Origin of the sequence: Pseudomonas sp. YQ_6, from assembly GCF_043103245.1 — a bacterium.
Classification (GTDB): domain Bacteria; phylum Pseudomonadota; class Gammaproteobacteria; order Pseudomonadales; family Pseudomonadaceae; genus Aquipseudomonas; species Aquipseudomonas alloputida.
This window is the reverse complement of the sequence record NZ_JBICJR010000035.1, coordinates 86,793-113,506: the sequence shown is the minus strand read 5'-3', so window position 1 is coordinate 113,506 and position 26,714 is coordinate 86,793. Positions and strand designations below refer to the sequence as shown.

20 protein-coding genes are annotated in these 26,714 nt (G+C 62.4%); 6 read left to right on the top strand and 14 right to left on the bottom strand.

Annotated features, from left to right (window positions below; genetic code table 11):
• Window positions 1-357 precede the first annotated feature (357 nt).
• Window positions 358-2,910 (bottom strand): sulfite reductase flavoprotein subunit alpha, encoded by a 2,553-nt coding sequence (locus ACF8FG_RS11720; protein ID WP_119714134.1) that lies wholly within the window; start codon window positions 2,908-2,910, stop codon window positions 358-360.
• Between the two features lie 228 nt (window positions 2,911-3,138).
• Window positions 3,139-5,430, bottom strand: coding sequence for a TonB-dependent siderophore receptor (locus ACF8FG_RS11715; protein WP_014589763.1), 2,292 nt, complete (start codon window positions 5,428-5,430; stop codon window positions 3,139-3,141).
• A gap of 221 nt (window positions 5,431-5,651) precedes the next feature.
• Here ACF8FG_RS11715 and ACF8FG_RS11710 point away from each other — a divergent pair, with 221 nt between their 5' ends.
• Entirely contained in the window at window positions 5,652-6,332 is a 681-nt protein-coding gene (locus tag ACF8FG_RS11710; RefSeq protein ID WP_119714133.1) for a Fe2+-dependent dioxygenase, read from the top strand.
• A gap of 3 nt (window positions 6,333-6,335) precedes the next feature.
• Window positions 6,336-7,085: a tetratricopeptide repeat protein gene (locus tag ACF8FG_RS11705; protein WP_014589765.1), complete on the top strand. Its 750-nt coding sequence runs from the start codon at window positions 6,336-6,338 to the stop codon at window positions 7,083-7,085.
• Window positions 7,086-7,402: 317 nt separating this feature from the next.
• Here the strand turns inward: ACF8FG_RS11705 and ACF8FG_RS11700 are convergent, their stop codons facing one another.
• Complete coding sequence (locus ACF8FG_RS11700) at window positions 7,403-8,566, bottom strand: type III PLP-dependent enzyme (protein ID WP_003248498.1); 1,164 nt, start codon at window positions 8,564-8,566, stop codon at window positions 7,403-7,405.
• A gap of 494 nt (window positions 8,567-9,060) precedes the next feature.
• Between ACF8FG_RS11700 and ACF8FG_RS11695 the strand changes: the two genes are divergently transcribed.
• The 3 genes from ACF8FG_RS11695 (at window position 9,061) to ACF8FG_RS11685 (ending at window position 13,079) form a co-directional block, all read left to right on the top strand.
• Window positions 9,061-9,558: an RNA polymerase sigma factor gene (locus ACF8FG_RS11695; protein ID WP_012051258.1), complete on the top strand. Its 498-nt coding sequence runs from the start codon at window positions 9,061-9,063 to the stop codon at window positions 9,556-9,558.
• Window positions 9,559-9,578: 20 nt separating this feature from the next.
• Window positions 9,579-10,541: a FecR family protein gene (locus tag ACF8FG_RS11690; protein WP_026031847.1), complete on the top strand. Its 963-nt coding sequence runs from the start codon at window positions 9,579-9,581 to the stop codon at window positions 10,539-10,541.
• Between the two features lie 108 nt (window positions 10,542-10,649).
• A complete protein-coding gene (locus ACF8FG_RS11685) occupies window positions 10,650-13,079 on the top strand; it encodes a TonB-dependent siderophore receptor (protein WP_014589767.1) in 2,430 nt (809 codons plus the stop codon).
• Between the two features lie 234 nt (window positions 13,080-13,313).
• On the opposite strand, the gene ACF8FG_RS11680 is transcribed toward ACF8FG_RS11685, so the two are convergent.
• The 4 genes from ACF8FG_RS11680 to ACF8FG_RS11665 are packed head-to-tail and all read right to left on the bottom strand — an operon-like array spanning window position 13,314 to window position 16,756.
• Complete coding sequence (locus ACF8FG_RS11680; RefSeq protein ID WP_014589768.1) at window positions 13,314-14,471, bottom strand: betaine/proline/choline family ABC transporter ATP-binding protein; 1,158 nt, start codon at window positions 14,469-14,471, stop codon at window positions 13,314-13,316.
• Window positions 14,468-15,121: an ABC transporter permease gene (locus ACF8FG_RS11675; protein ID WP_003248487.1), complete on the bottom strand. Its 654-nt coding sequence runs from the start codon at window positions 15,119-15,121 to the stop codon at window positions 14,468-14,470. Before ACF8FG_RS11675 ends, ACF8FG_RS11680 begins: the two co-directional genes overlap by 4 nt.
• On the bottom strand, window positions 15,118-16,029 hold the full coding sequence (locus ACF8FG_RS11670; RefSeq protein WP_110744911.1) for a glycine betaine ABC transporter substrate-binding protein: 912 nt from the start codon (window positions 16,027-16,029) through the stop codon (window positions 15,118-15,120). The genes ACF8FG_RS11675 and ACF8FG_RS11670 overlap by 4 nt, the downstream gene beginning before the upstream one ends.
• A gap of 13 nt (window positions 16,030-16,042) precedes the next feature.
• Entirely contained in the window at window positions 16,043-16,756 is a 714-nt protein-coding gene (locus ACF8FG_RS11665) for an ABC transporter permease (protein WP_003248483.1), read from the bottom strand.
• Between the two features lie 557 nt (window positions 16,757-17,313).
• On the opposite strand from ACF8FG_RS11665, the gene ACF8FG_RS11660 reads away from it, so the two are divergent.
• Window positions 17,314-18,897, top strand: a complete 1,584-nt coding sequence (locus ACF8FG_RS11660; RefSeq protein ID WP_014589769.1) for a peptide chain release factor 3 — start codon at window positions 17,314-17,316, stop codon at window positions 18,895-18,897.
• Between the two features lie 131 nt (window positions 18,898-19,028).
• Here the strand turns inward: ACF8FG_RS11660 and ACF8FG_RS11655 are convergent, their stop codons facing one another.
• From ACF8FG_RS11655 to ACF8FG_RS11625, 7 genes are all read right to left on the bottom strand, one after another.
• Window positions 19,029-20,108: a polyamine ABC transporter substrate-binding protein gene (locus ACF8FG_RS11655; protein ID WP_134697370.1), complete on the bottom strand. Its 1,080-nt coding sequence runs from the start codon at window positions 20,106-20,108 to the stop codon at window positions 19,029-19,031.
• Window positions 20,109-20,160: 52 nt separating this feature from the next.
• Window positions 20,161-20,502, bottom strand: coding sequence for a cupin domain-containing protein (locus ACF8FG_RS11650; RefSeq protein WP_134697369.1), 342 nt, complete (start codon window positions 20,500-20,502; stop codon window positions 20,161-20,163).
• A 33-nt stretch (window positions 20,503-20,535) separates the two neighbouring features.
• Complete coding sequence (locus ACF8FG_RS11645; protein ID WP_014589772.1) at window positions 20,536-21,942, bottom strand: FAD-binding oxidoreductase; 1,407 nt, start codon at window positions 21,940-21,942, stop codon at window positions 20,536-20,538.
• Between the two features lie 64 nt (window positions 21,943-22,006).
• Window positions 22,007-22,831 carry a nuclear transport factor 2 family protein gene (locus tag ACF8FG_RS11640; protein WP_189637567.1) on the bottom strand — a complete coding sequence of 275 codons (825 nt, stop codon included), beginning with the start codon at window positions 22,829-22,831 and terminating at the stop codon, window positions 22,007-22,009.
• Window positions 22,832-23,835: 1,004 nt separating this feature from the next.
• A complete protein-coding gene (locus ACF8FG_RS11635) occupies window positions 23,836-24,804 on the bottom strand; it encodes a peptide ABC transporter ATP-binding protein (protein ID WP_003255261.1) in 969 nt (322 codons plus the stop codon).
• Window positions 24,804-25,772 (bottom strand): ABC transporter ATP-binding protein, encoded by a 969-nt coding sequence (locus tag ACF8FG_RS11630; RefSeq protein WP_003255260.1) that lies wholly within the window; start codon window positions 25,770-25,772, stop codon window positions 24,804-24,806. The genes ACF8FG_RS11635 and ACF8FG_RS11630 overlap by 1 nt, the downstream gene beginning before the upstream one ends.
• 10 nt (window positions 25,773-25,782) lie before the next feature.
• Complete coding sequence (locus ACF8FG_RS11625; protein ID WP_009685150.1) at window positions 25,783-26,709, bottom strand: ABC transporter permease subunit; 927 nt, start codon at window positions 26,707-26,709, stop codon at window positions 25,783-25,785.
• Window positions 26,710-26,714: the final 5 nt, after the last annotated feature.

Below are 26,714 nucleotides of genomic sequence, written 5' to 3'. Positions count from 1 at the left end.
TTTCCACCCGCTGTTCACCGTTGCCACCGCCACCGTATTCGCGGGTAAACCCACGCCTACCCCGGTGGTGGACACACATCTGGGGTTGGATACAGGCCCCCGTAGGAGCGGGTTTACCCGCGAAGAGGCCGGCCCTGCTGGCTAATTTCCACCCGCTGTTCACCGTTGCCACCGCCACCGTATTCGCGGGTAAACCCACGCCTACCCCGGTGGTGGACACACATCTGGGGTTGGACACAGGCCACCGTAGGAGCGGGTTTACCCGCGAAGAGGCCAGCCCTGCTGGCCAATTTCCACCCGCCGTTCACCGTTGCCGCCGCCACCGTATTCGCGGGTAAACCCGCTCCTACACACCGGTCAATACACATCCCGCCGATACCGCCCATCCTCGATCAACTGCTGTACAGCAGCTTCACCCAGCATGCCGTTGAGCGCCGCATCCACCCCCGCTGCCATGCCTTGCAGGCTGCCGCAGACATACACGCAAGCCCCGTCGGCCACCCAGCGTTTGAAGTCCTCGGCCTGCTCCAGCATCACGTCCTGCACATACACCTTCTCGGCCTGATCGCGTGAGAACGCCAGGTCCAGCCGTGCCAGGTCGCCGTTGTCCAGCCAAGCTTGCAGCTCATCGCCACACAGCAAGTCATGCGCCCGGTTACGCTCGCCGAACAGCAGCCAGTTGCGCTGCTCACCGGCATTGACCCGCGCGCGCAACAGGCTGCGAAGACCCGCCAGGCCAGTGCCGTTGCCGATCAGGATCATCGGCGCAGCAGCCTCAGGCAGATGGAAGCCACTGTTACGCCGCAGGCGCAGGCTCAAGGTGCCATTCATTGGCAGGTATTCCGTCAGCCAGCCAGAGCCCAAGCCAAGGCTGCCGTCGGGGTGGCGTTCCTGGCGCACGATCAGCTCCAGCACACCATCGCTGGCGATCGAGGCGATGGAGTACTCGCGGCTACCGATTGGCACCAGTGCATCGACCAGCGCTTGTGGCTGCAAGCCGATCAGGTGGTCGCGTCGCGTCGGCAGTTGGCGGCCAGCGAGTGCCTGGGCAAGAGTTTCGCTCAAGCCATTGACCTGCACCTGGCTGCTGGCGTCCAGTGCCATGCCCTTGAGGAACGCGTCGATCCGTGGCTGCCCATTCAGCGGCAGTACCTCTACCAGATCGCCGGCTTCCCAGCTCGCAGGTTCTGCAGCCTGCAGGCCAAGCAGGTAAACCGGTTGGCCTTGGCTGCCGGGATTGAGCAGTTCGCGGCGCACCAGCGACCAGTTGGCAAAGGTTGGCGGCTGCCAGGCGGCCACCGGCTGGACACCGGTCAGTTGCGCCAGCTCCTGCTGCCATTGCTGCAGGGCGGCCTGGTCGGCGTTGTCCACTTCCACCGGGCTGAATGCACTGCTGGCACCGCGCTCTCCCAGCCACGCCTGTAGGCGACGAGCGAAACCGCAGAAGTGCGGGTACTGACGATCACCGAGGGCGAGCAGGGCATAGTTGAGGTTGTTGAGTGCCCAAGGCTGGCCGAGTACCTTGCGCTCGAAGGCGCGAGCGCTGTCGGGCGCTTCGCCGTCGCCGAAGGTACTCACCACGAAGAGCGCGCGATGTGCTTGGCGCAGGTCGTTTTCACCCAGCTCGGCAAGGGCGCGAACCTGAACGGGCTGGCCAGCTGCCTGCAGCTGCTCGGCGCTCTGCCAGGCCAACTGTTCGGCAAAGCCACTCTGGCTGGCAAAGCCGATCAGCCAGCCGTCGCCATTGCCGCTGTTGGCGACGTTGCCACGTGCTGCGCGCACCTGACGTTTCTTGCGGCGGCGGTCGAGGTACAGCAGCCAGCCGGTGACGAAGAACAACGGCATGGTGAGGCTGGCGATGGTGACGATGATGCGCCCCAGCAAGCCGAAGTATTCGCCGACGTGCAAGGCGTAAACACTCTGCAGTAGCTGCGCCTTGAAGGACTTGTCGGTGTAGCGGTCGTGCTTTTTAACCTGGCCAGTGGCCGGGTCCAGCACCAGGGTATTGAAGGCACGCGGGTGCGCAGCGTTGTCGAGCAGGTAGAACAGGTTGGCCGGCTGACCACCAGCGGGCGGCAGGCGCAGGTTGTAGGTGGACAGGCCTGGGCCCGCGGCGTCCTTGAGGTTGGCCCAGATGGCGTCGTAGTCCACCACCAGCGGCGGCGCATTCCTGTCGACGTTCTGCGGCCCGTGCCGGCCACGGCCTTCACCCCGTTTTTGCTGCTGGCCCGCAGCCGGCGCGTCGGCCAGCAGCTTGTTCAGGCCTTCACGGTACCACTCATAGGACCAGAACAGCCCGGTCAGGGCGAACAGAAGATAGAAAAGCAGGCACCAGGTGCCGGCAACGGCGTGCAGGTCCCAGTTGAAGGCGCGGCCTTTCTTGGCCCAGTCGAAGGTCAGCCAGGTGCGCCAGTCCAGCGCTTTACGCGGCCAGCGCAGGTAAAGGCCGGACAGGCAGAAGAACACCAGCATCAGGGTGCAGGCCCCGGTGATTTGCCGGCCAGTATCGCCCATGGCGAGGAAACGGTGCAGCTTGAGCATGAGGTTGAAGAAGCCTTGCCCGGCCGCTTCGCCCTTGAGTTCGCCGGTGTACGGGTCGGCATAGCGCAGCTCGCCACGGCGTTCGCCCGGCGCGGGCATGAAGAAGATCCGTGCAGCGTTGCCTTCGCGCACGTCGACCCACAGCATCGACACCTTGTCCTGTTGCTGGGCTTCGACCCGCTTAACCAGCTCGGCCGGCGGTAGCACGCCTTCGGCGCGTACTTCTACCTTGAGTACATCGGCATTGAATGCGCGCAGCAGTTCTTCCTGGAACGAGTACAGCGCCCCGGTAATGCCCATCAAGGCCAGCACCAGGCCAGCGGTGATGCCAAAGAACCAGTGCAATTGGAACAGCGTCTTCTTCACCACGTTTCTCACCTTGAGTTGCTGCCGCGGCCAGCGCGGCGTGCATTATGCCTTGATACGCAAAAGCCCCGCTCACTGGAATGAACGGGGCCGGATGGGCTGCTTTTCGTGTTGTCTGTGCAGGCCTCTTCGCGGCTAAAGCCGCTCCTGTACCGGCAACGCAGGAGCGGCTTTGGCCGCGAAAGGGCCGACACAGGCGCAGCCCTCCAAAAGATCAACCCAACCCAGACATCAGAAGTGCACGCTGGTGGTCAACAGCGCCGTCCGCCCGGCCGCCTGGTTGGCGAAGTGGGTAGAGAAGGCCTTGTCGTAGTACACCTCGTTGGTCAGGTTCTGCACGTTCAGTTGCAGGTCGACGTTCTTGGTCAGCTTGTAGGCGGCCATGGCGTCGTAGCGTACGTAGCTGTCGACCATGGTGGTGTTGGCCACGCTGCCGTACACGTCATCCACGTAGAACGCACCACCGCCCACGGTCAGCTTTGGCGTGATCGAGTAGGTGGTCCACAGGCTGGCGCTGTTGTTCGGCGTGTTCGGCAGCTGATTGCCGTCGTTGGCCTTGCCCAGCGGGCCGCCGTCGATCTGGCGAGCCTGCATGTAGGTGTAGCCGGCAAACACCTGCCACTTGTCGGTGAGCTTGCCACTGGCGGACAGCTCGATACCCTGCACGCGGGTTTCGCCGACGTTCTCGTAGGTAGTGGTGTCCACCTGGACGCGGGCGTTTTCCTTCTCGGTGCGGAACAGCGCAGCGGTCAGCGACAGGCGCTGGTCGAGCAGGTCCCATTTGGTGCCGATTTCGTAGTTGGTGGTTTCTTCCGGCTCCATGTCGCTGGCCAGCAGGTTGCCGTTACGGTCCGGGGTGCCACCCAGCGGGTTGCCTTCGGTACCTTCGCCGAGCATGGCGCCTGGTGGCGTTGCGGAGGTGGCATAGGAGACGTAGATGCTGCCGTTTTCGGCCGGCTTCCACACCAGGCCCAGCTGGCCGGTGACGAACTCGCTGACATCTTTGCCTTTGGCGGTGGTGGTGCCGGCGGCGTTGTAGGTCTTGTAGTCGGTGTCAAAGTGGTCGTAGCGCAGGCCCATGTTGACCAGCCACTCCGGGGTAAGCTCCAGGGTGTCGAACACGTAGATTGCACGGGTCTTGCTGTTGGTGGTGGTGCCGGCATAGTTGCGCGAGATGGCACCGTTCCACGGATCATCCGGGTTCGGGTTGCTCAGCGAAGTGCAGTTATAGCCACTGGTGGCGCCGATCATGCCTGGGGTGCAGTTGCTGTTGGCAGACCCGCCTGGCACGGTGTCGGTATCGACGGTGTAGCTTGAGCGCTCGCTCTCTTCACGGCTCAGTTCGATACCGGTCGAGAAGCTGTTTTTCATCCCGCCAACGTAGAACTCGCCGAACAGATCGGTCTGGTTGGTGGTAGTGGCGGTGTTGCCGACACGGGTGTTGGCGCGGCGCCAGACACTGCCGTTGTTGACGTTGCCCTTGCTGTCGTCGGGCTGGGTCAGGATGTAGTCCTGCATGCTGTTGCCGTGACGCAGGGTGTTCTTGATGGTCAGCGAGTCGGTCAGGTCGTGCTCGACGGCGAAGGTTGCGATATCCACTCGGGTCTTGCGGAAGTCGCGGCCGGTCAGGCCATAGAAGTTGTCACTGTCGCCGCCATCATTCGGCTTGCTCGGGTGTGCCGAGGTGCGCCCGGCGCTGCCGTTGGTCGGGATGGTGTAAGGGATGCCCGAATCCGGCAGGTCGTCGCTTTCCAGGTGGTAGTAGTCAAGGTTGACGCGGGTCGGCGTGCCCAGGCCAAAGGCCAGCGACGGGGCGATGCCCCAGCGGTCGTAGTTGACCTTGTCGCGGCCGGCGACGTTGCTTTCGTGGGTCATCAGGTTCAGGCGACCGGCAACGGTATCGCTGAACTGGTAGTTGCCATCGAAGGTGTAGCGCTGGGTCTGGTCGCTGCCCCAGGTCCAGGCGCCGTCCAGCGAGTTGCCCAGATGCGCGCGCTTGCTTACCAGGTTGATGGTACCGCCGGCCGCGCCACGGCCACCGATGGCCGAGTTCGGCCCCTTGGCCACTTCAACAGATTCGATGGCGAAGATTTCGCGGGTTTGGGCGCCAGTGTCACGTACGCCGTCCAGGTAGGTATCGCCCTGGGCGTCGAAGCCGCGGATGAACGGGCGGTCACCTTGCGGGTTGCCGCCTTCGCCAGCGCCGAAAGTAATGCCGGGCACGGTGCGCAGGGCATCCTGCAGGGTCAGGGCGTTGGTGTCCTTGATCACTTGCTGCGGGATAACGGTTACCGAGCGCGGGGTGTCTACCAGCGGCGCGGTGTACTTCTGCGAGGCGGCCTTCTCCACCTTGTAATCGGTGCTGGCTTGTTCAGCCTTGCCGTTGACGCTGGTGGCATCGAGGGTGATGGCGCTGTTGGCGGCCGGATCGGCGGCATATACCGACGAGGCACTCAGGGCGACACCGATGGCAGACACGATCAGGCGTGGCGAACTCACAGCAGATGGTACGTACTGGCGCATTGCAAAGAACCTTCCCCAAGGTATTGAGGCGGTGGATCTTAATGTAAGCAATTTTGACTAACAATTGAGAGTCGTTACCATTCGTGAAGAATTTACAATCTTTACAATTTGTCTTTACGGTTTCATGCCGCTGAAACGTCTTAAGCGGCGAATGGGGCTTGTGTAGCGTAAAAGGGAATCAATATCATTGAGCCTTTACATTTCCTAACGGTGCTGTTGCCATGCTGCTTCACATTCCAGGCCTGTTCGACGCTGATGAACTGGCCCGTATCCGCGAGGCGCTGGAGGGGGCCGACTGGGCCGATGGCAAGGTTACGGCGGGTTATCAGTCGGCCAAGGCCAAGCACAACCTGCAGCTGCCGGAAGGCCATGCACTGGCCAAGGAAATCGGCACTGCGCTGATCGACCGCCTGTGGAAGACCCCGCGCTTCATGTCGGCAGCCTTGCCGCACAAGGTGTTCCCGCCGCTGATCAACTGCTACCGCGATGGCGGCAACTTTGGTTTCCACATCGACAATGCCCTGCGCCAGCCCAAGGGCAGCCCGGAGCGGGTGCGTACCGACCTGTCTTCCACGCTGTTCCTCAGCGAGCCGGAAAGCTACGACGGCGGTGAGCTGGTGATCCAGGACACCTATGGCGTGCAGCAGATCAAGCTGGCCGCCGGTGACATGGTGCTGTACCCCGGCACAAGCCTGCACAAGGTCAACCCGGTGACCCGTGGCCAACGCTATGCCGCATTCTTCTGGACCCAGAGCCTGGTGCGCGATGACAGCCAGCGGGCGCTGCTGTTCGAGATGGACAATGCAATCCAGCAACTGACTGCCGATGTGCCGGACCATCCTTCGCTGTTGCAGCTGACGGGCACCTACCATAACTTGCTGCGCCGCTGGGCTGAGGTCTGAGCCGTGTCCTACCTGCTGCGACGTGAGGAAGTGGTGGATGTGGCCGGCTTGCAGGCCATGCTCGAGGAAACCCCCGGCAAGGCCGCCCAGGCGATTCTGGCGGCAGCGGGGCAGGGCGTGGTCGAGGCGCAGTTGCTGCTGGGGCAGATCCTGCTGGATGGGCGTGGCATCCAGCAGGATGCCACCGTTGCCCGGCGTTGGTTCGGTATCGCTGCACAGAGTGGCAGTGCCATGGCGCACAACATGCTCGGGCGTTGCCTGGAGCATGGCTGGGGCGGCGAGGTGAGCTTGGCGCAGGCTGCCGTTCATTACGCCCGTGCGGCCGACTCCGGGTTGGACTGGGGCCTGTATAACCTGGGCAACCTTCTGGCGACCGGGCGTGGGGTGCCGGCCAATCAGGCGCAGGCACTGATGTGCTACGAGAAGGCTGCGCAGCTGGGGCATGCCAAATCGATGAACCTGTATGGGCGTTACCTGGAGCAGGGCATTGCCACGGCGCCCAGCCCGGCGCGGGCGGTGCGTTGGTATCGGCGGTCGGCCGAGGCGGGGGATTTTCGTGGGATGTTCAGCCTGGCGCTGGTGCTGGTCGAACGCGGCCAGGTGGCTGAGGCCGCGCCTTGGCTGGAGCGGGCGCGGATCGAGGGCAACATGAACTTCCTGCGCGCTGCACTGGTGACCTTGCAGGAGGCGGGGCCGGTGCTCATGACCTTTGCCGGGCGCTATGCCGAGGAGATCGAACGGCGTGGTGAGTGAGGTTGACTGTGCTGGCCAATTTCCACTGGCCGTTCAACGTTGCCGCCGCCACCGTATTCGCGGGTAAACCCGCTCCTACACACGCATCGGCGGTTGGGTACAGGCCGTCGTAGGAGCGGGTTTACCCGCGAAAGGGCCGGGCCTGCTGGTCAATCTCCACCCGCCGTTCACCGTTGCTGCCGCTACCGTATTCGCGGGTAACCCCGCTCCTACACACGCATCGGTGGTTGGGCGCAGGCCGTTGTACGGTTTACCCGCAAAGAGGCCAGCACCGACTGCACGCACATGAAAACGGGGCCTTGCGGCCCCGTTGTGCATTACAGGTAGTAAGCCTTCAGCGGCGGGAAGCCGTTGAATTCCACTGCGCTGTAGCTGGTGGTGTAGGCGCCGGTCGACAGCCAGTACAGGCGGTCACCGATGGCCAGGTTCAGCGGCAGCCCGTACTTGTAGTTCTCGTACATGATGTCGGCGCTGTCGCAGGTCGGGCCGGCGATGACCACTTCCTCGGCTTCGCCTTTCTTCTCGGTCCAGATCGGGAACTTGATGGCTTCGTCCATGGTTTCGATCAGGCCGGAGAACTTGCCCACGTCGGTGTAGATCCAGCGCTCGACGGCGGTACGCGACTTGCGTGCGACCAGCACCACTTCGCTGACCAGGATGCCGGCGTTGGCGATCAGCGAACGGCCAGGCTCGAGGATGATTTCCGGCAGTTCGTCACCGAAGTCTTCCTTGAGGAAGCGGATGATTTCCTCGGCGTAGGTTTCCAGGCTGTTGGTACGGGTGATGTAGTTGGCCGGGAAGCCACCACCCATGTTGATCAGCTTCAGTTCGATGCCGTCTTCTTCTTTCAGGCGTTCGAAGATTACCTTGACCTTGGCGATGGCGGCGTCCCACACGCTGATGTCGCGTTGCTGCGAGCCCACGTGGAAGGAGATGCCGTATGGCACCAGGCCCAGGTCGCGGGCGAGGATCAGCAGGTCCATGGCCATGTCGGTCTGGCAGCCGAACTTGCGGGACAGTGGCCAGTCGGCAGTGGTGGAGCCTTCAGTCAGAATACGCACATACACTTTCGAGCCCGGTGCGGCCTTGGCGATGTTGCGCAGGTCGGCTTCCGAGTCGGTGGCGTACAGGCGCACGCCCTTCTCGTAGAAGTAGCGGATGTCCTTGGACTTCTTGATGGTGTTGCCGTAGCTGATACGGTCGGCGCTGACACCGCGGCCCATCACTTTGTCCAGCTCGTAGATCGAGGCGATGTCGAAGCTCGAACCTTTCTCTTTGAGCAGGTCGATGATTTCAACGGCCGGGTTGGCCTTGACCGCGTAGTAGACCTTGGCGAATTCGAAACCGGCGCGCAGGTCGTCGTACGCCTGGCTGATCATCTGGGTGTCGATGAGTACGAACGGGGTTTCCTGCTTGTCAGCGAACGCCTTCATTTTCTGGAAGGTTTCACGCGCGAAATAGTCTTCGACCTGGATCGACATGCTCAGGGACTCCATGGGCAAACTGAAAGATTAAGTGGCTGCAAACTGAACGTCCTCCGTATCCCCACTTTGGTTCGCCTACTCAGTACTTGAGCCGGATGGATCGTTTCCAGCATGGACGTTCGGCGCGCACTTTAGGGCGTGAAGAATGCAGAATCAACAGGCAATCCGGGCGTGATCGACGTGGATCGACGACCAGCCATTTGAATAACCGACTCGTGTGACCGGCTGATGTTCCCTGCGGTCTTTCAAGCGTAAAAAATTGTGGAATGGAGCGTGTTGGGCCCTTCGCGGGCAAGCCCGCTCCTACAGGGGATACGCGTTCCATGTGGGAGCTGGCTTGCCCGCGAAAAGGGCGGAGGTGTTCATATTTATGGCCACATTTTCCTGGTACCCCCGTACAGGAAATCGCCCATAAATTTTTTGTTACCGACTGGCGGATTTGCTGCTTTTGATGCGAAACATTACTATTCGCACCCTTGTCTGCCTCCCTGATGACCCCGACCGTGTCCGGACACAAAGGCTTCCTCGACCACTACCATGAGCTGATCGGCACCTGGACGCGCAAGCTGCGCAGTCGTCAGCAGGCCGAGGACCTCACCCACGATGCCTTTGTCCGGGTACTGGAAACCCCGCGCGAGCAGGTTGAGCAGCCACGCGCCTACTTGCATCAGGCTGCGCGCAACATCGCTGTGGATGGCTTCCGTCGCGAAGACCGCCGCCAGGCCCTGGAGCGGGAAGCCTTCGAAGAAGGCGCAACCGGCAGTGGCGACCCGGAAGCCTACGTGCACGCCCTGGAGCTGGCCGACAGCGTCGAGCGGGCGCTGGCCGAGCTGCCACTCAACTGCCGGCAGGTGTTCATCTGGCAGAAGCTCGAAGGCCTGACCCAGGCCGAGATTGCCGAGCGCATGGGGTTGAGCAAGAACATGGTCGAAAAGTATATGATCCGCACGCTTCGGCACCTGCGTGAGCACCTGGATGTGTCGGCATGAAGAGTCAGGAGGCCTTTTCGATGAAACAGCACGGTACCGATGCCGTCCGCGAGCAGGCGGCCGCATGGTTCGCCCGCGTGCAGGATGCACCTCGGGATGCCGGGCTGCACAAGCAGTTGCATGCCTGGTTGGCGAGCGACGAGCACCACCGGGAAGAATATGAGCATCTCTGCCGCGTGTGGCAGGCCGCCGACTTCATTCCACGTCAGCACCTGGAGGCGCTGTGCCAGCCAGACCCGGTGCAGAAGCTGCCACGACGGCGTTTCATGCGCCAGGCGTTGGCCGCCAGTGTCGCGGTAGTGGCGCTGGGCCTGGGCTGGGGCGGTTGGCACCACCTGCAACTGAACCATCAAGGCAGCCTGCAGACGGCCTTCAATGAGCGCCGTCAGATCGAACTGCCGGATGGCTCGCATCTGGAGCTCAATGGCAACACGCAGTTGCAGGTCGAGTTCAGCGCCGGCCAGCGGCACGTGCGCCTGAACGCCGGGGAAGTGATGTTCAGCGTCGCCCATGACAGTAACCGGCCGTTTGTGGTCGACACGGCCCAGGGCAGTGTGATCGTCACAGGTACCCGCTTTGACGTCCGCCTGGACCCAGCCAGCACCCGTGTGGCGGTGGAACAGGGGTCGGTGCGGGTGCAGGGCAAGGGTGCCTCGCTGGCGCAACTGACGGCCGGGCAGGGGTCGCATATCGATGCACAGGGCCTGGTCGCCGCACCCTATGCGGTCAACACCGGCGCCATGACCGCATGGCGACAGGGCAAGCTGCTGTTCGACAACGCAACCCTCGCCGAAGTAGTGGCCGAAACCTCGCGCTACCGTAGCCAGCCATTGCGGGTCGCCCCTGGGAAAGTCGCGCGGCTGCGCCTGTCCGGCACCTTCAGTACCAACGATACAGACGCTTTGCTGCGGGCTTTGCCGAGCATCCTGCCGGTGGCCATCAAGGCCCATGAAGACGGCTCCAGCGAAATAATCGCCAAATAGATTCAGGTTTTTTTTCACTCGTTCGTCTTCTTCGCCAGCTGCAACTGCCAAGCATTTCCATTTGCACGCGGTTGGCGTTTATTCCGCATTCCAGGATGTTTCGACGACGTGAACAACAACAAACCCTTCCCACGCTTTCGCGCCCTGGCGCTGGCCCTGGCGGTCAGCACCGTGGCCGTTGACAGCCAGGCCGCAGAGGCCGGCAATACCCTCCAGATCCAGGCCCAGCCGTTGGGTTCGGCGCTGAACCAGCTCGGCCAGCAGACCAGCCTGCAGCTGTTTTTCAGCCCCGAGCTGGTCGCCGGCAAACAGGCCCCGGCGGTATCGGGCAAGCTGGCGCCGGTGCAGGCGCTGCAACAGCTGTTGCAAGGCAGCGGGCTCACCTTCGAGGTGACCGGGGACACCGTTGTGGTGAAGCCACTGCCGACTACCCTTGACCTGGGCAGCGGCAGCCTGGAGCTGGCACCCACCGACATCAAAGTGGTCGGTGACTGGCTGGGTGATGCCCAGCAGAGCGTGGTACAGAACCACCCCGGGGCACGCACCGTGGTACGCCGCGAGGCAATGGTGGAGAAGGGCGCAATGAACGTGCGCGACGTGCTGCGCGGCATCCCAGGCGTGCAAGTGCAGGACTCCAACGGAACCGGTGGCAGCGACCTGTCGCTGAACGTGGGCGTGCGCGGCCTTACTTCGCGCCTGTCGCCGCGCTCCACGGTACTGATCGATGGCATCCCGGCCGCCTTCGCACCGTATGGCCAGCCACAGCTGTCGATGGCACCGATTTCTTCTGGCAACCTCGACAGCATCGACGTCGTGCGCGGTGCCGGCTCGGTGCGCTACGGCCCGCAGAACGTGGGCGGCGTGATCAACTTTGTAACCCGGGCGATTCCGGAAAAGGCCTCGGCAGAGCTGTCCACCACCCTGGAGACCTCCCAGCACGGTGGCTGGAAACACACCGAGTCAGCCTTCGTCGGTGGCACGGCCGACAATGGCATGGGCGTGGCGCTGTTGTACACCGGGGTGAATGGCAACGGTTACCGTGAAAGCAACAACGGCAACGACATCGACGACGTTATCCTCAAGACGCATTGGGCGCCAACCGATGTCGATGAGTTCTGGCTCAACTTCCATTATTACGATGGCCGTGCCGACATGCCGGGTGGCTTGACCCAGGCCCAATACGACAGCAACCCCTACCAGTCGCTGCGCGATTACGATTACTTCGCGGGCCGGCGCAAGGATGTGTCGTTCAAATGGCAGCGGCAGCTCGATGATGCCACCCAGTTCGAAGTGCTGACCTACTACACCGACAGCTTCCGCGGCAGCACCATTGCCTCGCGGGACATGAAGACGTTGTCGTCGTACCCGCGCAACTACCACACCTTCGCCATCGAACCCCGTGTGTCGCGCATCTTCTTTGCCGGCCCAACCACCCAGGAAGTCAGTGTCGGTTACCGTTACCTGAAGGAAGCGATGCGCGAACAATCGACTCGCCTGGCGCTGATCGACAACGTGCCGACGGTGACCCCGACTTCTGACGGTCACGTGTTCCAGGACCGCAGTGGTGGCACCGAGGCCAGCGCCTACTACATCGACGACAAGATCGACGTGGGCAACTGGACCATCACCCCTGGCGTGCGCTTCGAGCACATCAATACCGACTGGCGCGACCGCCCGGTACTGGACGCCAACAACCGCCCGGTAGCCGAGAAGAAGCGCAGCATCACCAGCAACGAGCCTTTGCCGGCACTGAGCGTGATGTACCACGTTTCCGATGCCTGGAAGGTGTTCGCCAACTACGAGACTTCGTTCGGTAGCCTGCAGTACTTCCAGCTGGGCCAGGGCGGTTCTGGCAACAGTACGGCCAATGGCCTGGAGCCGGAAAAAGCCAAGACCTACGAAATCGGTACCCGTTATGACAATGGCGGCTTTGCCGGTGAGCTGACGGCGTTCTACATCGACTTCGATGATGAGCTGCAGTACATCAGCAACGACGTGGGCTGGACCAACCTCGGTGCGACCAAGCACCAGGGCATCGAGGCTTCGGTGCGTTATGACCTGGCCGGGCTGGACCCGCGCCTGGACGGGCTGTCGGTGAGCGGTGGCTACACCTATACCCGCGCGACCTATGAAGGGGATATCCCGGGGTTCAAGGGCCGGGACCTGCCGTTCTATTCACGCCAGGTGGCCACTGCCGGGGTGCGTTACGCAGTTAACCGCTGGACCTGGAACCTGGACGCCTATGCCCAATCGAAGCAGCGTGCGCCGGGAACCGGGATCAATGCCGATGGCAGTTTCAATGGCGACTACATCACCGAGCCGAGTGCTGACGGGCAGTATGGCGATATTCCAGGCTACGTGACCTGGCATGCCCGTGGCGGTTATGAGTTCGGGCCGGACATGTCCAACCTGAAGCTGGCGGCGGGGGTGAAGAACCTGTTCGACAAGCAGTACTTCACCCGCTCCAGTGACAACAATGCCGGCCTTTACGTGGGTGAGCCGCGGACCTTCTACGTGCAGGCCAGTGTTGGGTTTTGATCGAGATTGCCGGGGCCGCTTTGCGGCCCTTCGCGGTCGGGTGTAGGGGCGGGTTCACCCGCGAAAGGGCCGGGCCTGCTGGCCAATTTCACCAGCCGCTCACCGTTGCCGCCGCTACCGTATTCGCGGGTAAACCCGCTCCTATTGATCGGTGGTAGACATACATCGGGGATTGAACACAGGCCGTTGTAGGAGCGGGTTTACCCGCGAAGGGGCGCAAAGCGCCCCCGACGATTACGACACCACCGCCTCGGCCGGCGAAACGATACTGCTCTTCGCCCCCCGCGATCTCCCCGAGCTCAGGTACGCGGCAATCGACTCCTGCGTCACCTCGCCCAAGAACACCTTCTCGGCATCCAGCACTGGCAACCACGCGCGGTTGAACTCGTACATGCGCGACAACAGGATGCGCAAATGCTCATCGTGCGACGCGGTGGCATTGAACGGCCGCAGGAAATCGCCACACGTCCCTTGCTGGCGGTGCATGTCGCGCCGGCGTACATAGCCCAGTGCCTTGTTCTGCGCATCGGTCACCACCACATAACGGCGGTCGTGCTCGTCCAGCAACTCCAGCGCATCGCTCACCGGCGTCTCCGGGCTCACCGACGGCGCGTTGTCCGCGGCATCTTCGGCACGCACCAGGAGCAAGCGTTTCAAGGTGCTGTCCTGGCCGACGAAGTTGCTTACGAAGTCATCCGCCGGGTGCGCCAGCAAGGTGTCCGGATGGTCCAGCTGCAACAGCTTGCCAGCGCGGAAGATGGCAATCTTGTCGCCCAGTTTGATCGCTTCGTCGATGTCGTGGCTGACCATGATCACCGTCTTGTTCAGCGCCCGCTGCATTTCGAAGAACTCGTTCTGGATCATCTCGCGGTTGATCGGGTCGACCGCGCCGAACGGCTCGTCCATCAACAGCACGGGTGCATCTGCTGCCAGGGCGCGAATCACGCCGATACGCTGTTGCTGGCCGCCAGACAGCTCGCGCGGGTAGCGTTGCAGGTACTGCTTGGGTTCGAGCTTGATCATGTGCATCAGCTCGCGCGCACGCTCGTGGCATTTCTGCTTGTCCCAGCCAAGCAGGCGTGGCACCACGGTGATGTTCTCTTCGATGGTCATGTTGGGGAACAAACCGATCTGCTGGATCACATAGCCGATGTGCCGGCGCAGGGTGACTTCGTCCAGCCCGGTGGTGTCTTCGCCATTGATGAACACCTGGCCCGAGGTGGGCGTGATCAGGCGGTTGATCATTTTCAGCGTGGTGCTCTTGCCGCAGCCCGACGGGCCGAGGAACACGCAGATTTCCCCTTCGTTGACGGTGAGGCTTACCGAGTCGACGGCTTTGACGTCCTTGCCGTTGACGTTGAAGGTTTTGCTGAGGTTCTTCAGTTCGATCATGAGCGCAGTCCTTCTGGAGTCAGGGCACGTTGCAGGGTTTGCAGCAGCAGGTCGGCGATGATCGCCAGCAGGCTGACCAGTACGGCGCCGACCAGCAGCATCGACATGTCGCTGCGGCTGATGGAAGTAAGAATCAGCACGCCGAGGCCGCCGGCGCCGATGGTGGCGGCAATGGTCATGACGCCGATGTTCATCACCACGGCGGTGCGCACGCCGGCGAGGATCACCGGTACGGCGATGGGCAGCTCGACCATGCGCAGGCGCTGGCCGAAGGTCATGCCGATGCCACGCGCGGCTTCACGGATTCCGGGCTCGACATTGGTCAGGGCCAGGTAGGTGTTGCGCATGATTGGCAGCAGCGAATAAAGAAACACGGCAGTGATCGCAGGCAAGGGGCCCAGCCCCTGGCCGAACTTGGAGTAGAACGGCAGCAGAAGGCCGAACAACGCAATCGATGGGATGGTCAGCAGCACTGTGGCGCTGGCCTGCAGCGGGCCGGCCACCGCCGGGAAGCGGGTCATCAGGATGCCCAGCGGCACGCCAACGAGGATCGCCAGGCCGACGGCGATGCCGACCAGCATGATGTGCTGCCAGGTCAGTTGCAGCACCTGGGCCCAGTCGAGGTGGGCGAACGTGTCGAGCAGGCTCATGGCTGTACCTCCTTGAGGGGATGCTCTCGCAGGAACGCGGCGGCCACTGCGGACGGGTTCTGGTGGTCCACGTCGACCTTGGCATTGAGCTGGCGCATGGTCTCGTCATCGAGCTGCTCGGCCAGTGGCTTGAGCAGGGCGACCAGTTGCGGGTTGGCGTCGAGCACGGCCTTGCGCACCACCGGGGCGGCGGTGTAGTCGGGGAAGTAGTGCTTGTCGTCTTCGAGCAGCTTGAGGTTGAACGCGCTCAGGCGACCGTCGGTGGTGTAGACCAAGCCTGCGAACACCTGGTTGTTGTGCATGGCCGTGTAGACCAGGCCCGCGTCCATCTGGCGGATGTTGGCGCGGCCGACCTGCAGGTCGTACATTTCCTTGAGCCCGACCAGGCCGTCGGGGCGGTTGGCGAATTCGGTGTCCAGGGCCACCAGGTGATTACGCTTGCGCTCGTCGCGCAGCACCTGGTTGAGGTCGCTGATCGAGTTGATCTGCGGGTAGGCCTCGGCGACCTGCTTCGGCAAGCCGAGGGCATAGGTGTTGCTGAATTTCGACGGGGTCAGCCAGATCAGGTCTTTTTTGGCATCCAGCTCCTTGACCTTGGCGTAGGTGGCCTCGGCGCTGGGCATACGCTCATCGATGTGGTTGTAGGACACCAGCGACACCCCGGTGTATTCCCACATCAGGTCGAGCTGGCCGGTTTCCTGGGCCTGGCGAGCGATGCTGCTGCCAAGGCCGGTGGTGACGCGTACGTCAAAGCCGTTGGCGCGCAGGTACTGCGCGGTGATTTCGGCGAGCACGGTCTGTTCGGTGAACACCCGCGCGCCGATGCGCACCAGGGGTTTTTCCGCTGCCTGGGCAACTCCTGCGAACAGCAGGGCCGCGCCCAGCAGCAAGGCGATTCTCTTCTTCATACGTTTCCTATCCTTATTGGGCCAGGCCACGTTCCAGCCAGCGCCTGCTGGAGAAACTCACCGCCGCGTCCAGCACCAGTGCCAACAGAGCGGTGCAGGCGGCACCCAACAGCAGCTGCGGCTGGTTGTTCAGGGCGATGCCGGGGAAGATCAGGCTGCCCAGGCTGTTGGCGCCGATCAGGAATGCCAGCGGTGCGGTGCCCACGTTCAACGCCAGGGCCACGCGTACGCCGCCGACGATGATCGGCACCGCGTTGGGCAGCTCCACCTGCCAGAGTTGCTGGCGCGGGGTCATGCCAATGCCGGTAGCGGCTTCCTTGAGCGAGGCGGGGACGTTTTTCAGGCCTTCGTAGGTGTTGCGCACGATGGGCAGGAGGGAGGCGAGGAACAGTGCGAAGATCGCAGGCCCGGCACCGATGCCCAGGATACTCAGGGCGATGGCCAGAACGGCAAGGGGGGGAATGGTGTTGCCAACGTTGAAGAACTGCATGAAGCGCTCGGCTTTGTCGACCCGGTGCGGTCGACTTAACGCAATGCCGGCGGGGATGCCCACGGCCAGCGCCGCCGCCATCGAAGCCAGCACCAATACCAGGTGCGCTTGCAGGTAGAACCCAAGATCGTCGCGATAACGCGCGATCGTGTCGATGCCGATCCAGTGGACCAGCAGGGCCAGGATGACGAGCACGGCGGCCCATCCCAACAGCCCCTTTCCGTAGCGTTTAGCCACAGGCGGACTCCTTGTGTTGTCGGCGAGCACACTTCTTGGAAGCCGGCCAATCCAGGCGGCGGGTGGTGTGTTCGCGAGTAGCAGCGAGATGCAAGCCGAAGGCTGCGATCAGGCCATGAGCCGAACCCCGTCGGGCCCGAAAATGCTGATGAAACCAGTCCCCAACCGAAGCGGGTTGCAGGGGAGTGGACGTCTCCGTGGGCGTAAAGGTTCCCATCTGAGACGGCATTTGGCCAGCGTTAATCGCTGGGTTGAGGGATTTTTGGCGAGAAAAAACAGTGGCTTAATGCGCTGCAGGCGTTGAAATAACTGCGCTTTGGGCATTTGTCGTGATAAATCGATTGCCTGTTGGATTTCTTTTGTCTGTGCCGGCCTCTTCGCGGGTAAACCCGCTCCTACAGTGACTGCACCGCATCCGAACCCTGTGTCGTACCTGTAGGAGCGGGTTTACCCGCGAAGAGGCCGGCACAGGCGCCATTCATTCGGCAGATTTTGGTCCAGGCCCAACTTCAGGTATGATACTGCCCCTTTCAAATCCCCCAGTCAGGCGATTTCCCATGACCAACCAGGCCGCCGAAGTCGCGAAGCGCCGCACTTTCGCAATCATTTCCCACCCCGACGCCGGTAAAACCACCATCACCGAGAAGCTGCTGCTGATGGGCAAGGCCATTGCCGTCGCCGGTACCGTGAAGTCGCGCAAGTCCGACCGCCATGCCACCTCCGACTGGATGGAAATGGAGAAGCAGCGCGGCATCTCCATCACCACCTCGGTGATGCAGTTCCCGTACCGCGAGCACATGATCAACCTGCTCGACACCCCCGGCCACGAAGACTTCTCGGAAGACACCTACCGCACCCTGACCGCGGTGGACTCGGCGCTGATGGTGCTCGACGGCGGTAAAGGTGTAGAGCCGCGCACCATCGCCCTGATGGACGTGTGTCGCCTGCGCGACACGCCCATCGTCAGCTTCATCAACAAACTCGACCGTGACATCCGCGACCCGATCGAACTGCTCGACGAGATCGAAGCCGTTTTGAAGATCAAGGCCGCGCCAATCACCTGGCCGATCGGTTGCTACCGCGACTTCAAGGGCGTGTACCACCTGACCGGTGACTACATCGTGGTGTACACCCCGGGCCACGGCCACGAGCGTACCGAAGCCAAGATCATCCAGAAACTGGACTCGGACGAAGCCCGCGCGCACCTGGGCGACCAGTACGACGCGTTCGTCGAGCAACTGGAGCTGGTGCAGGGTGCTTGCCACGAGTTCAATCAGGAAGAGTTCATCAACGGTCAGTTGACCCCGGTGTTCTTCGGTACTGCACTGGGCAACTTCGGTGTCGACCACGTGCTCGACGCCGTGGTCGACTGGGCGCCGCGTCCGCTTGGCCGTGTGGCCCACGAGCGCACCGTGGAGCCTGTGGAAGAGAAGTTCACCGGCTTCGTGTTCAAGATCCAGGCGAACATGGACCCGAAACACCGCGACCGTATCGCCTTCATGCGCATCTGCTCGGGCAAGTACGAGAAAGGCATGAAAATGCGCCACGTTCGCCTGAACAAAGACCTGCGTATCGGCGATGCGCTGACGTTCTTCTCCTCCGAGCGTGAGCAGCTGGAAGAGGCCTTTGCCGGTGACATCATCGGCCTGCACAACCACGGCACCATCCAGATCGGCGATACCTTCACCGAAGGCGAAGCGCTGGGCTTCACCGGTATCCCGCACTTCGCGCCGGAGTTGTTCCGCCGCGTACGCCTGAAAGACCCGCTCAAATCCAAGCAACTGCGTCAAGGCCTGCAGCAGCTGGCCGAAGAAGGTGCTACTCAGGTGTTCTTCCCTGAGCGCAGCAACGACATCATCCTGGGTGCGGTCGGTGTGCTGCAGTTCGACGTGGTCGCCAGCCGCCTGAAGGAAGAGTACAAGGTCGAGTGCGCCTACGAGCCCATCACTGTCTGGTCGGCGCGCTGGATCAGCTGCGATGACAAGAAGAAGCTCGAGGAATTCCAGACCAAGGCCATGGAAAACCTGGCCATCGACGGCGGCGGTCACCTGACCTACCTGGCGCCGACCCGGGTCAACCTGGCGTTGATGGAAGAGCGCTGGCCGGACATCAAGTTCCGCGCTACCCGCGAGCACCATTAAGGCCTGAAATCGGGGCTGCTTTGCAGCCCTTCGCGGGCACGCCCGCTCCCACAGGGAATCACCAAACCTGGAGGTCATGTGATACCTGTGGGAGCGGGCGTGCCCGCGAAGGGCCGCTAGGCGGCCCCATTTCAATTTCCGGCTTTGATACTGGTCCAGATTCGCGTACGAATACGGTCGATCTTCGCCGGCATCGCCTCCAGCGCATACAGCTTGCCCATCACCTCGTCGCTCGGGTAAATCATCGTATTACCCTTCATCGACGGGTCCACCAGCCCGTCTGCCTTGAGGTTGCCGTTTGCGTATTGCACATGGTTGCTGATGTTGGCCATCACTTCCGGCTGCAGCAGGTAGTTCATGTAGGCATATCCGGCCTTTTCATCCGGCGCATCGACGGGCATGGCGACCATGTCGAACCACATCGGCGCGCCTTCCTTGGGTATCGAATAGCCCACCTTCACGCCATTGTTCGCCTCGTCGGCGCGGTTCTTCGCCTGCAGCACATCCCCCGAGAACCCCACCACCACGCAGATATCGCCGTTGGCCAGGTCGCCCGTGTACTTGGACGAGTGGAAATAGCTGATGTAAGGCCGCACCTTCATCAGCAGGTCCTTGGCCTTCTCGTAGTCCTTGGGATCTTGGCTGTGATGGGGCAAGCCCAGGTAGTGCAGGGCGATCGGCAGCAGTTCGGGGCCATTGTCCAGCACCGCGACCCCACAGCTTTTCAGCTTGCTCATGTACTCGGGCTTGAAGATCAGGTCCCAGGAGTCCACGGGCGCGTTGTCGCCGAGCACCGCCTTGACCTTGTCGATGTTGTAGCCAATACCGGTACTGCCCCACAGGTAAGGGAAGCCGTACTGGTTGCCCGGGTCGTTCCCCTCCAGCGCCTTGAGCAGCACCGGGTTGAGGTTGTGCCAGTTGGGCAGCTGGGACTTGTCCAGGCGCTTCAAGGCCTTGCCCTGGATCTGCCGGGCCATGAAGTGGTTGGAGGGGAACACCACGTCGTAGCCGGAATTGCCGGTCATCAACTTGCCATCGAGGGTTTCATTGCTGTCGTACACGTCATAGGTCGGCACGATGCCGCTGGCTTGCTGGAAGTTCTTCAACGTGTCGGGGGCCACGTAGCTGGACCAGTTGTAGATCTTCACCGTTTCAGCGGCGCTGGCCACGCTGGCGGCCAGCATCAGGGGGGCGAGGAGGAAGGTGCGCATGTCGGGTTTACCTTGCTTTGTCTGTTGTTATCGAAGGCAGGCGATCAGCGGATCAGAAAATAAGCACGTAGGTCTTGCGCACGGTCTCCAGGATGTCCCAGGTGCCGGTGCTGTTGGCCGGTAGCATCAATGCGTCTCCGGCTTCTATGACCAGGGGCTCGCCACCGTCGGGGGTGAACGTGCAGCGGCCCTTGACGAAATGGCAGAACTCCTGTTGCACGATCTGCCGCCGCCAGCGCCCAGGGGTGCATTCCCAGATGCCGGTTTCAACGCCATCGCTGCGCTCCACGCAGGTGACTGACGTGACTGCCACGGGTTCGCCGAGCGGTACCGCGACCGGGTTGGAGCTGTCGAGCACGGCAAATTCGGTGTTCTTGAACTGGGTGATGCTCATGACCGGTGGATCCTGTACGAGTGATAAGGGAAGTCAGTGCATGAAGCCTTCCATGAAGTCCGCAACCGAGATGGCCAGGCGCCGCCTCCACGGCGCACTGGCGGGGTTGGCGAGGGTCCGGTCCTCGTGGACGAAGCTCTGGATGATCGCGTTGTAGCCCAGCCAGCGGCAGGGCTCGGGAGGCCAGCTGGCCAGGCTCGATAGCGGGCGGTTGTCGAGCACCCAGGGTTGTGCCGTCAGCTCGTTGCGCTGGTTGAGGATCAGCGCCGCCAGGGTGCGTCCACCCAGGTTGGTAGCGCCGACGCCTTCGCCGCCGTAGCCGCCGGCAAGGGCGATGCCGCGCTGGCGGTCGCAGAGCATGTGTGGGCGGAAGCGCCGCGCCATGCCGAGGTTGCCGCCCCAGGTATGAGTGATGCGTACCTGTTTGAGCTGCGGGAACAGTTCGCCGAACAGGTAGCGGCGCAGTTCGACTTCGTGTTCGTCGAGGTTGAAGTTTTCGCGCAGGCGCCCACCGAAGCGGTAGCCACCGCGGGCACCGAAGACCAGGCGGTTGTCGGCAGTGCGCTGGCCATAGGTGACCTGGCGGCTGCTTTCGCTGAAGGCCTGGCCCTGGCTCAGGCCGATCTGTTCCCAGGCGCTTTCCGGCAGCGGCTCGGTGGCCACCAGCAGGCTCTGTACTGGCAATTGGTGTTTGCCCAGTGGCGGCAGGCTGGCGGCGTAACCCTCCACGGCAGGCACCATCCACTGGCAGCGAATCTGTGCCAGCGGGGTACGCACCTCGCTCGGCTGCCAGTCGATGGCCGGGGTGTTTTCGTAGATCGATACGCCCAGCGCCTCCACTGCCCGGGCAAGGCCGCGCACCAGCTTGGCGGGCTGGATGGTCGCCGTGTGCGGGCTGTAAATGGCTCCAAACGCATTGCTGACCCGCAGCTGGCTCCCCAACTGCTCGGGGCTCAGCCAGCGGTAGTCGTCCTCGGTCATGCCTTGACGATACAAGTCGTCGAGGTAGGCGCGCAGGCTGCGTTCCTGCTCCGGGTAGCGCGCCGCGCAATAAAGGACGCCGCCTTTGCGGTAGTCGCAGTCGATGCCTTCGCTTTGCAGCACGCGATGCACTTCATCCGGGATGCCGTGCAGCAGGTCGATGCTGGCGCGGCGCTGTTGCGGCGAGAGGGTGCCGAGCAGGCGGTCTTCGCCGAGCAGGTTGCCCATCAGCCAGCCCCCATTACGGCCGGAGGCGCCGAAGCCGGCGATTTGGGCTTCGATCACCGCGATGTTCAGCTGGGGTGCCTGGCGCTTGAGGTAGTACGCGGTCCAAAGGCCGGTATAGCCGGCACCGATGATGCACACGTCAACGTCGAGGTCATTGCGCAGTGCCGGGCGCGCGCACAGCGGCTCGTCGAGCTGGTCCATCCACAGGCTGAGCGTGCGCAGGGGTTGCATCGGGTTCGGCTCCACATCCGTCAAGGTCTGTGGGCGATCGTAGTGGTGTCAGCGGGCAGCTGTCTTACGTGCGTGCACGCAGGGAAATTTGCTTCAGGTAGGCCTTGGGCGTGAGCCCGGTGTGCTCACGGAAGCACTTGTAGAACGCCGACAGCGAGTTGAAGCCGGCACTGAAGGCCAGCTCGTCGATCGTCGCCTCGACGCTGTCATCGCCGAGGCTGGCCATCAGGTGCTGCAGGCGTGCCTGGTTGACGTAGCGGTAGAAGCTTTGCCCCAGCACCTGGTTGAGCAGGTAGGAAATCTGGTTGCGGCTGTAGCCGCTGGCGTCGGCGACCTGTTGCAGGTCGAGCTCCGGGTCGAGGTAGGGGCGTTGACGCTGGAAGTAGTGCTCCAGGTCCTGGGCCATGGTCGACAACTGCCGAGGCGACAGGCCCAGGCGGCTGGTGGCAGGGCGCGGACCGCTGTTGGCGTGGCCTGTGCCGTTCTGGCGGACCAGCGTGGCGTATTCGTTGACCCGCCAGATCAGCCCGTCTTTGACGGTGATCGCCTCGCTGGACTGGAACGCAACCAGGCCGTCGCCGCCCTGGACCGTGACCTGATACTGGATGAATGCGGTGCAGCCATCGACGCGGATGCGGTCGCTGTGGACGATGTCCTCGCCGGCTTCATGGGGCAGGCAGGCACGTACGTAGTCGCGCAGTTCCTGATGGCCGAGCACGCGGTTCTGAAAGAAGTCGTGGTACTGAATATCGGGGTGGTAAAGCGCCATGACGCCATCGAGGTCGCGATGCTTCCAGCAGAGGTGGTAGCGCAGCACGATTTCGGCGGTAAGCGGGGTTTGCTCGGGGCCGTCGGGGAGGGTGGTGGCGATCATGGTTGGATAGTGCATTGCAGAACACCCAGGTGCAAGGGCGTGGATCCTGCATATTGCACGGTTTGCTCAGGCGGCTTGGAGGGTAAGCCTTTGATTCTTATGAATGTAGTTTTTTGATACAACTGGCATGGCGGCTGCACCTTTCTTGTCACCATCGAACAAGGAGAAAGGCCATGCGCTCGATACTGCTTTGGATGATTGGGGTGCCGATTCCGGTGATCATTCTGATCTGGTTCTTTATGCATTGAGATTTTGGGGGCCGCTTTGCGGCCCTTTTGCTGCAACTCCTCGCTGCAAAAGGCATGTGCAGGGCGGGCCCGGATGTCCGGCTTGAGATCCAATAAATTCAATAGAAGTTGGTGTTCTAATGAACGCCAAGGTCTCGTTGAATATGTTGTTTAGTGTAGGAAGTGTAGGTGAGGTATTGTCTGGAAGTTCCTATAGTATTTTCTTGAGACTTGCCATTGACTATAGTGCTAACTAACCCGTTAATGATGTTGCTAGCTGGTGGATATGCAGAAATACGTGCAGTCTGTAGAGGTTAGTCAAAAATAGGTGTTTGATTTCTGCTGGTTACCCGATTACTGTCTGGGGAGGTTCAGGAATAACTCATAATTAAGGGCCGTTACTATGGACGTTTTCATGGGGTTGCTGGCTGCGGTGTTCTGGGGGGCACCGACTTCTTGGTCTGGGTGAACGCAAGAGCGGTTGGAGTAAACGGGCTGTATTTTTCGGTCAGTTGCTAGGGCTTTTCTTGATGGCGATCATTATTGCCATTTCAGCCGATCAGTGGCAAAAGTTTATATCTGCGCCTGGTTCATGATAGGGGTTTTTGGGGTGTGCAAGCCTTGGCTCTTCAGGCTGCGTTCCTTCCGCTGCATTCTCAAATCCTCGGCGCTGAAACGCATGCTCAGTGTTCCACTATTAGCCCTGCTAACTGAGCGATGGTCAGGAAGCGTGACTGGGCAGCGCAGCAAACTGCTGTTTTTCGCATTGAGGGCTGCCCAGTTTTCTAACAGTTAAAGAAACTGCTCCGCATAGTGGCACGCAACCTGCCGCGTACTCACCTGCCTCAGCGCCGGCACCTCCTTGGCACACCGCTCGGTCGCATACGGGCAGCGTTTGTGGAAGGCACACCCATCCGGCGGGTTCAGCGGGTTGGGCAGCTCCCCGACGATGCGAATCTTCGGCTTCAACGGGTCTGGATGAATCGCCGGTGTCGCCGACAGCAGCGCCTGGGTATAGGGATGCAGCGGCTTGTTGTAGATGTCCTCCTTCGGCCCCATCTCCGCCGGCCGCCCCAGGTACATCACCAGTACCTGATCCGCCACATGCCGCACCACCGCCAGGTTGTGCGAGATGAACACGTAGGCGGTGTTGAACTCCTTCTGCAGATCCATGAACAGGTTCAGCACCTGCGCCTGAATCGACACGTCCAGCGCGGAGGTCGGTTCGTCGGCCACCAGCACCTTGGGTTGCAGCATCATCGCCCGGGCCAGGGCGATACGCTGGCGCTGGCCGCCAGAGAACATGTGAGGGTAGCGCTGGTAGTGCTCGGGGCGCAGTCCGACCTGTTCCATCATCTTCTGCACTTTGTCGCGGCGCTCGGCCTTGCTCAGCGAGGTGTTGATCAGCAGCGGTTCGGCCAGTTGGTCACCGATCTTCTGCCGTGGGTTGAGCGAGGCGTAGGGGCTCTGGAACACCATCTGCACATCGCGGCGCAGTTGTTTGCGCTCTGCCTTGCTGGCGCCCTTCACCTCGGTGCCGGCAATTTGCAGCGAGCCGGACGACGGCTCTTCGATCAGGGTCAGGGCGCGGGCCAGGGTCGACTTGCCGCAGCCCGACTCGCCGACCACGGCCAGGGTCTTGCCGGCCTCCAGTTCGAACGACACGCCATTGAGCGCGCGCACCAGCGCATGGCCCTTGAACAGCCCGCGGGAGACTTCGTAGTGCCGGGTCAGCTCCCGGGCAGATAGAACGACGGCCATCACGCCACCTCCTGGTTCAGCGGGTAGAAGCAACGCACCAGGCTGTGGGCCTGAGGGTCGAGGGGCGGGCGCTGGCGCCGGCAATTGTCCTGTACATAGGGGCAGCGTGGTGACAGCAGGCAGCCGACCGGGCGGTCGTAGCGGCCGGGGACGATGCCAGGCAATGTGGCCAGGCGCTCGGCGCCAATGCTGTGCTCGGGGATCGCGGCGAGCAGGGCTTCGCTGTAAGGGTGGGCGGGCACATCGAACAGTTCTGGCACCTGGCCCACTTCCACGGCTTGGCCGGCGTACATCACGCACACCCGCCTGGCGGTTTCGGCGACCACGGCGAGGTCGTGGGTGATCAGGATGAGCGCCATGTTGCGCTCCTTCTGCAGGTTGACCAGCAGTTCCATGATCTGTGCCTGGATGGTCACGTCGAGGGCCGTGGTCGGTTCGTCGGCGATCAGCAGCTTGGGCTCGCCGGCAATGGCCATGGCGATCGCCACACGTTGGCTCATGCCGCCTGACAGCTGGTGCGGGTAAGCGTCCAGGCGGCTTTCGGCGGCCGGAATCTCGACCTTCTTCAAGAGCTCCAGAGCACGCTGGCGGGCAGCCTTGCCCTTAAGGCCCAAGTGCTGGCGCAGCACTTCCTCTATCTGGAAGCCCACGGTGTAGCTGGGGTTGAGCGCGGTCATCGGGTCCTGGAAGACCATGGCGATATCCTTGCCCACCACCTTGCGCCGCTGACGGCCGCTGAGCTTGAGCATGTCGGTGCCGTCGAATGTCAGGGCGTCGGCGGTGATGCGCCCGGGGGCATCGATCAGGCCCATCAGGGCCATCATGGTGACCGACTTGCCCGAGCCGGACTCGCCGACGATGGCCAGGATTTCGCCGGCGTCCACCGCCAGGTCCAGGCCATCGACCACCGGTACCGCGTTGGCGTCGCCGAAGCGCACATTCAGGTTGTTGATCTGCAACAGTGACATGGCGTTCTCCTCAGGCGGCGTTCTTGAGTTTCGGGTCCAGCGCATCGCGCAGGCCGTCGCCCATCAGGTTGATTGCCAGCACACTGAGCAGAATGGTCAGGCCGGGCAGGCTTACCACCCACCAGGCGCGCTCGATGTAATCCCGGGCCGAAGCCAGCATGGTGCCCCACTCGGGGGTAGGCGGCTGCACGCCGAGGCCGAGGAAACCCAGCGCAGCGGCGTCGAGGATCGCCGAGGAAAAACTCAGGGTCGCCTGCACGATCAGCGGTGCCATGCAGTTGGGCAGCACGGTGACGAACATCAGCCGGGGCAAGCCGGCGCCGGCCAGGCGGGCAGCGGTGACGTAGTCGCGGTTCAGTTCGCCCATCACCGCGGCGCGGGTCAGGCGCACGTAGGACGGCAGGGAAACGATGGCGATGGCGATCACGGTGTTGATCAGGCCTGGGCCGAGGATGGCGACGATGGCCACAGCCAGCAGCAGTGACGGCAGCGCCAGCATCACGTCCATCAGGCGCATGATCGACGGGCCGAGCAACTGCGGGAAAAAGCCGGCCAGCAGGCCAAGGAGAATGCCTGGGATCAGTGACATCACCACTGACGACAGGCCGATCAGCAGCGACAGCCGTGCACCTTGAATCAGCCGCGAAAGCAGATCACGGCCCAGTTCGTCGGTGCCCAGGATGAACTGCCAGGTGCCGCCTTCCAGCCACACCGGCGGGGTCAGCAGGAAGTCGCGGTACTGCTCGCTCGGGTCATGCGGGGCGACCCAAGGCGCGAACAGCGCGCAGAACACCACCAGGCACATGAAGGCCAGGCCCATTACCGCGCCCTTGTTGCGCGCGAAGGCTTGCCAGAATTCTTTGTACGGGGAGGGGTACAGCAGGCTCTGGTCCACCGGGCTGGCCGGCGACACGGATTTTGGAATCGGGCTAGTCATGGCAA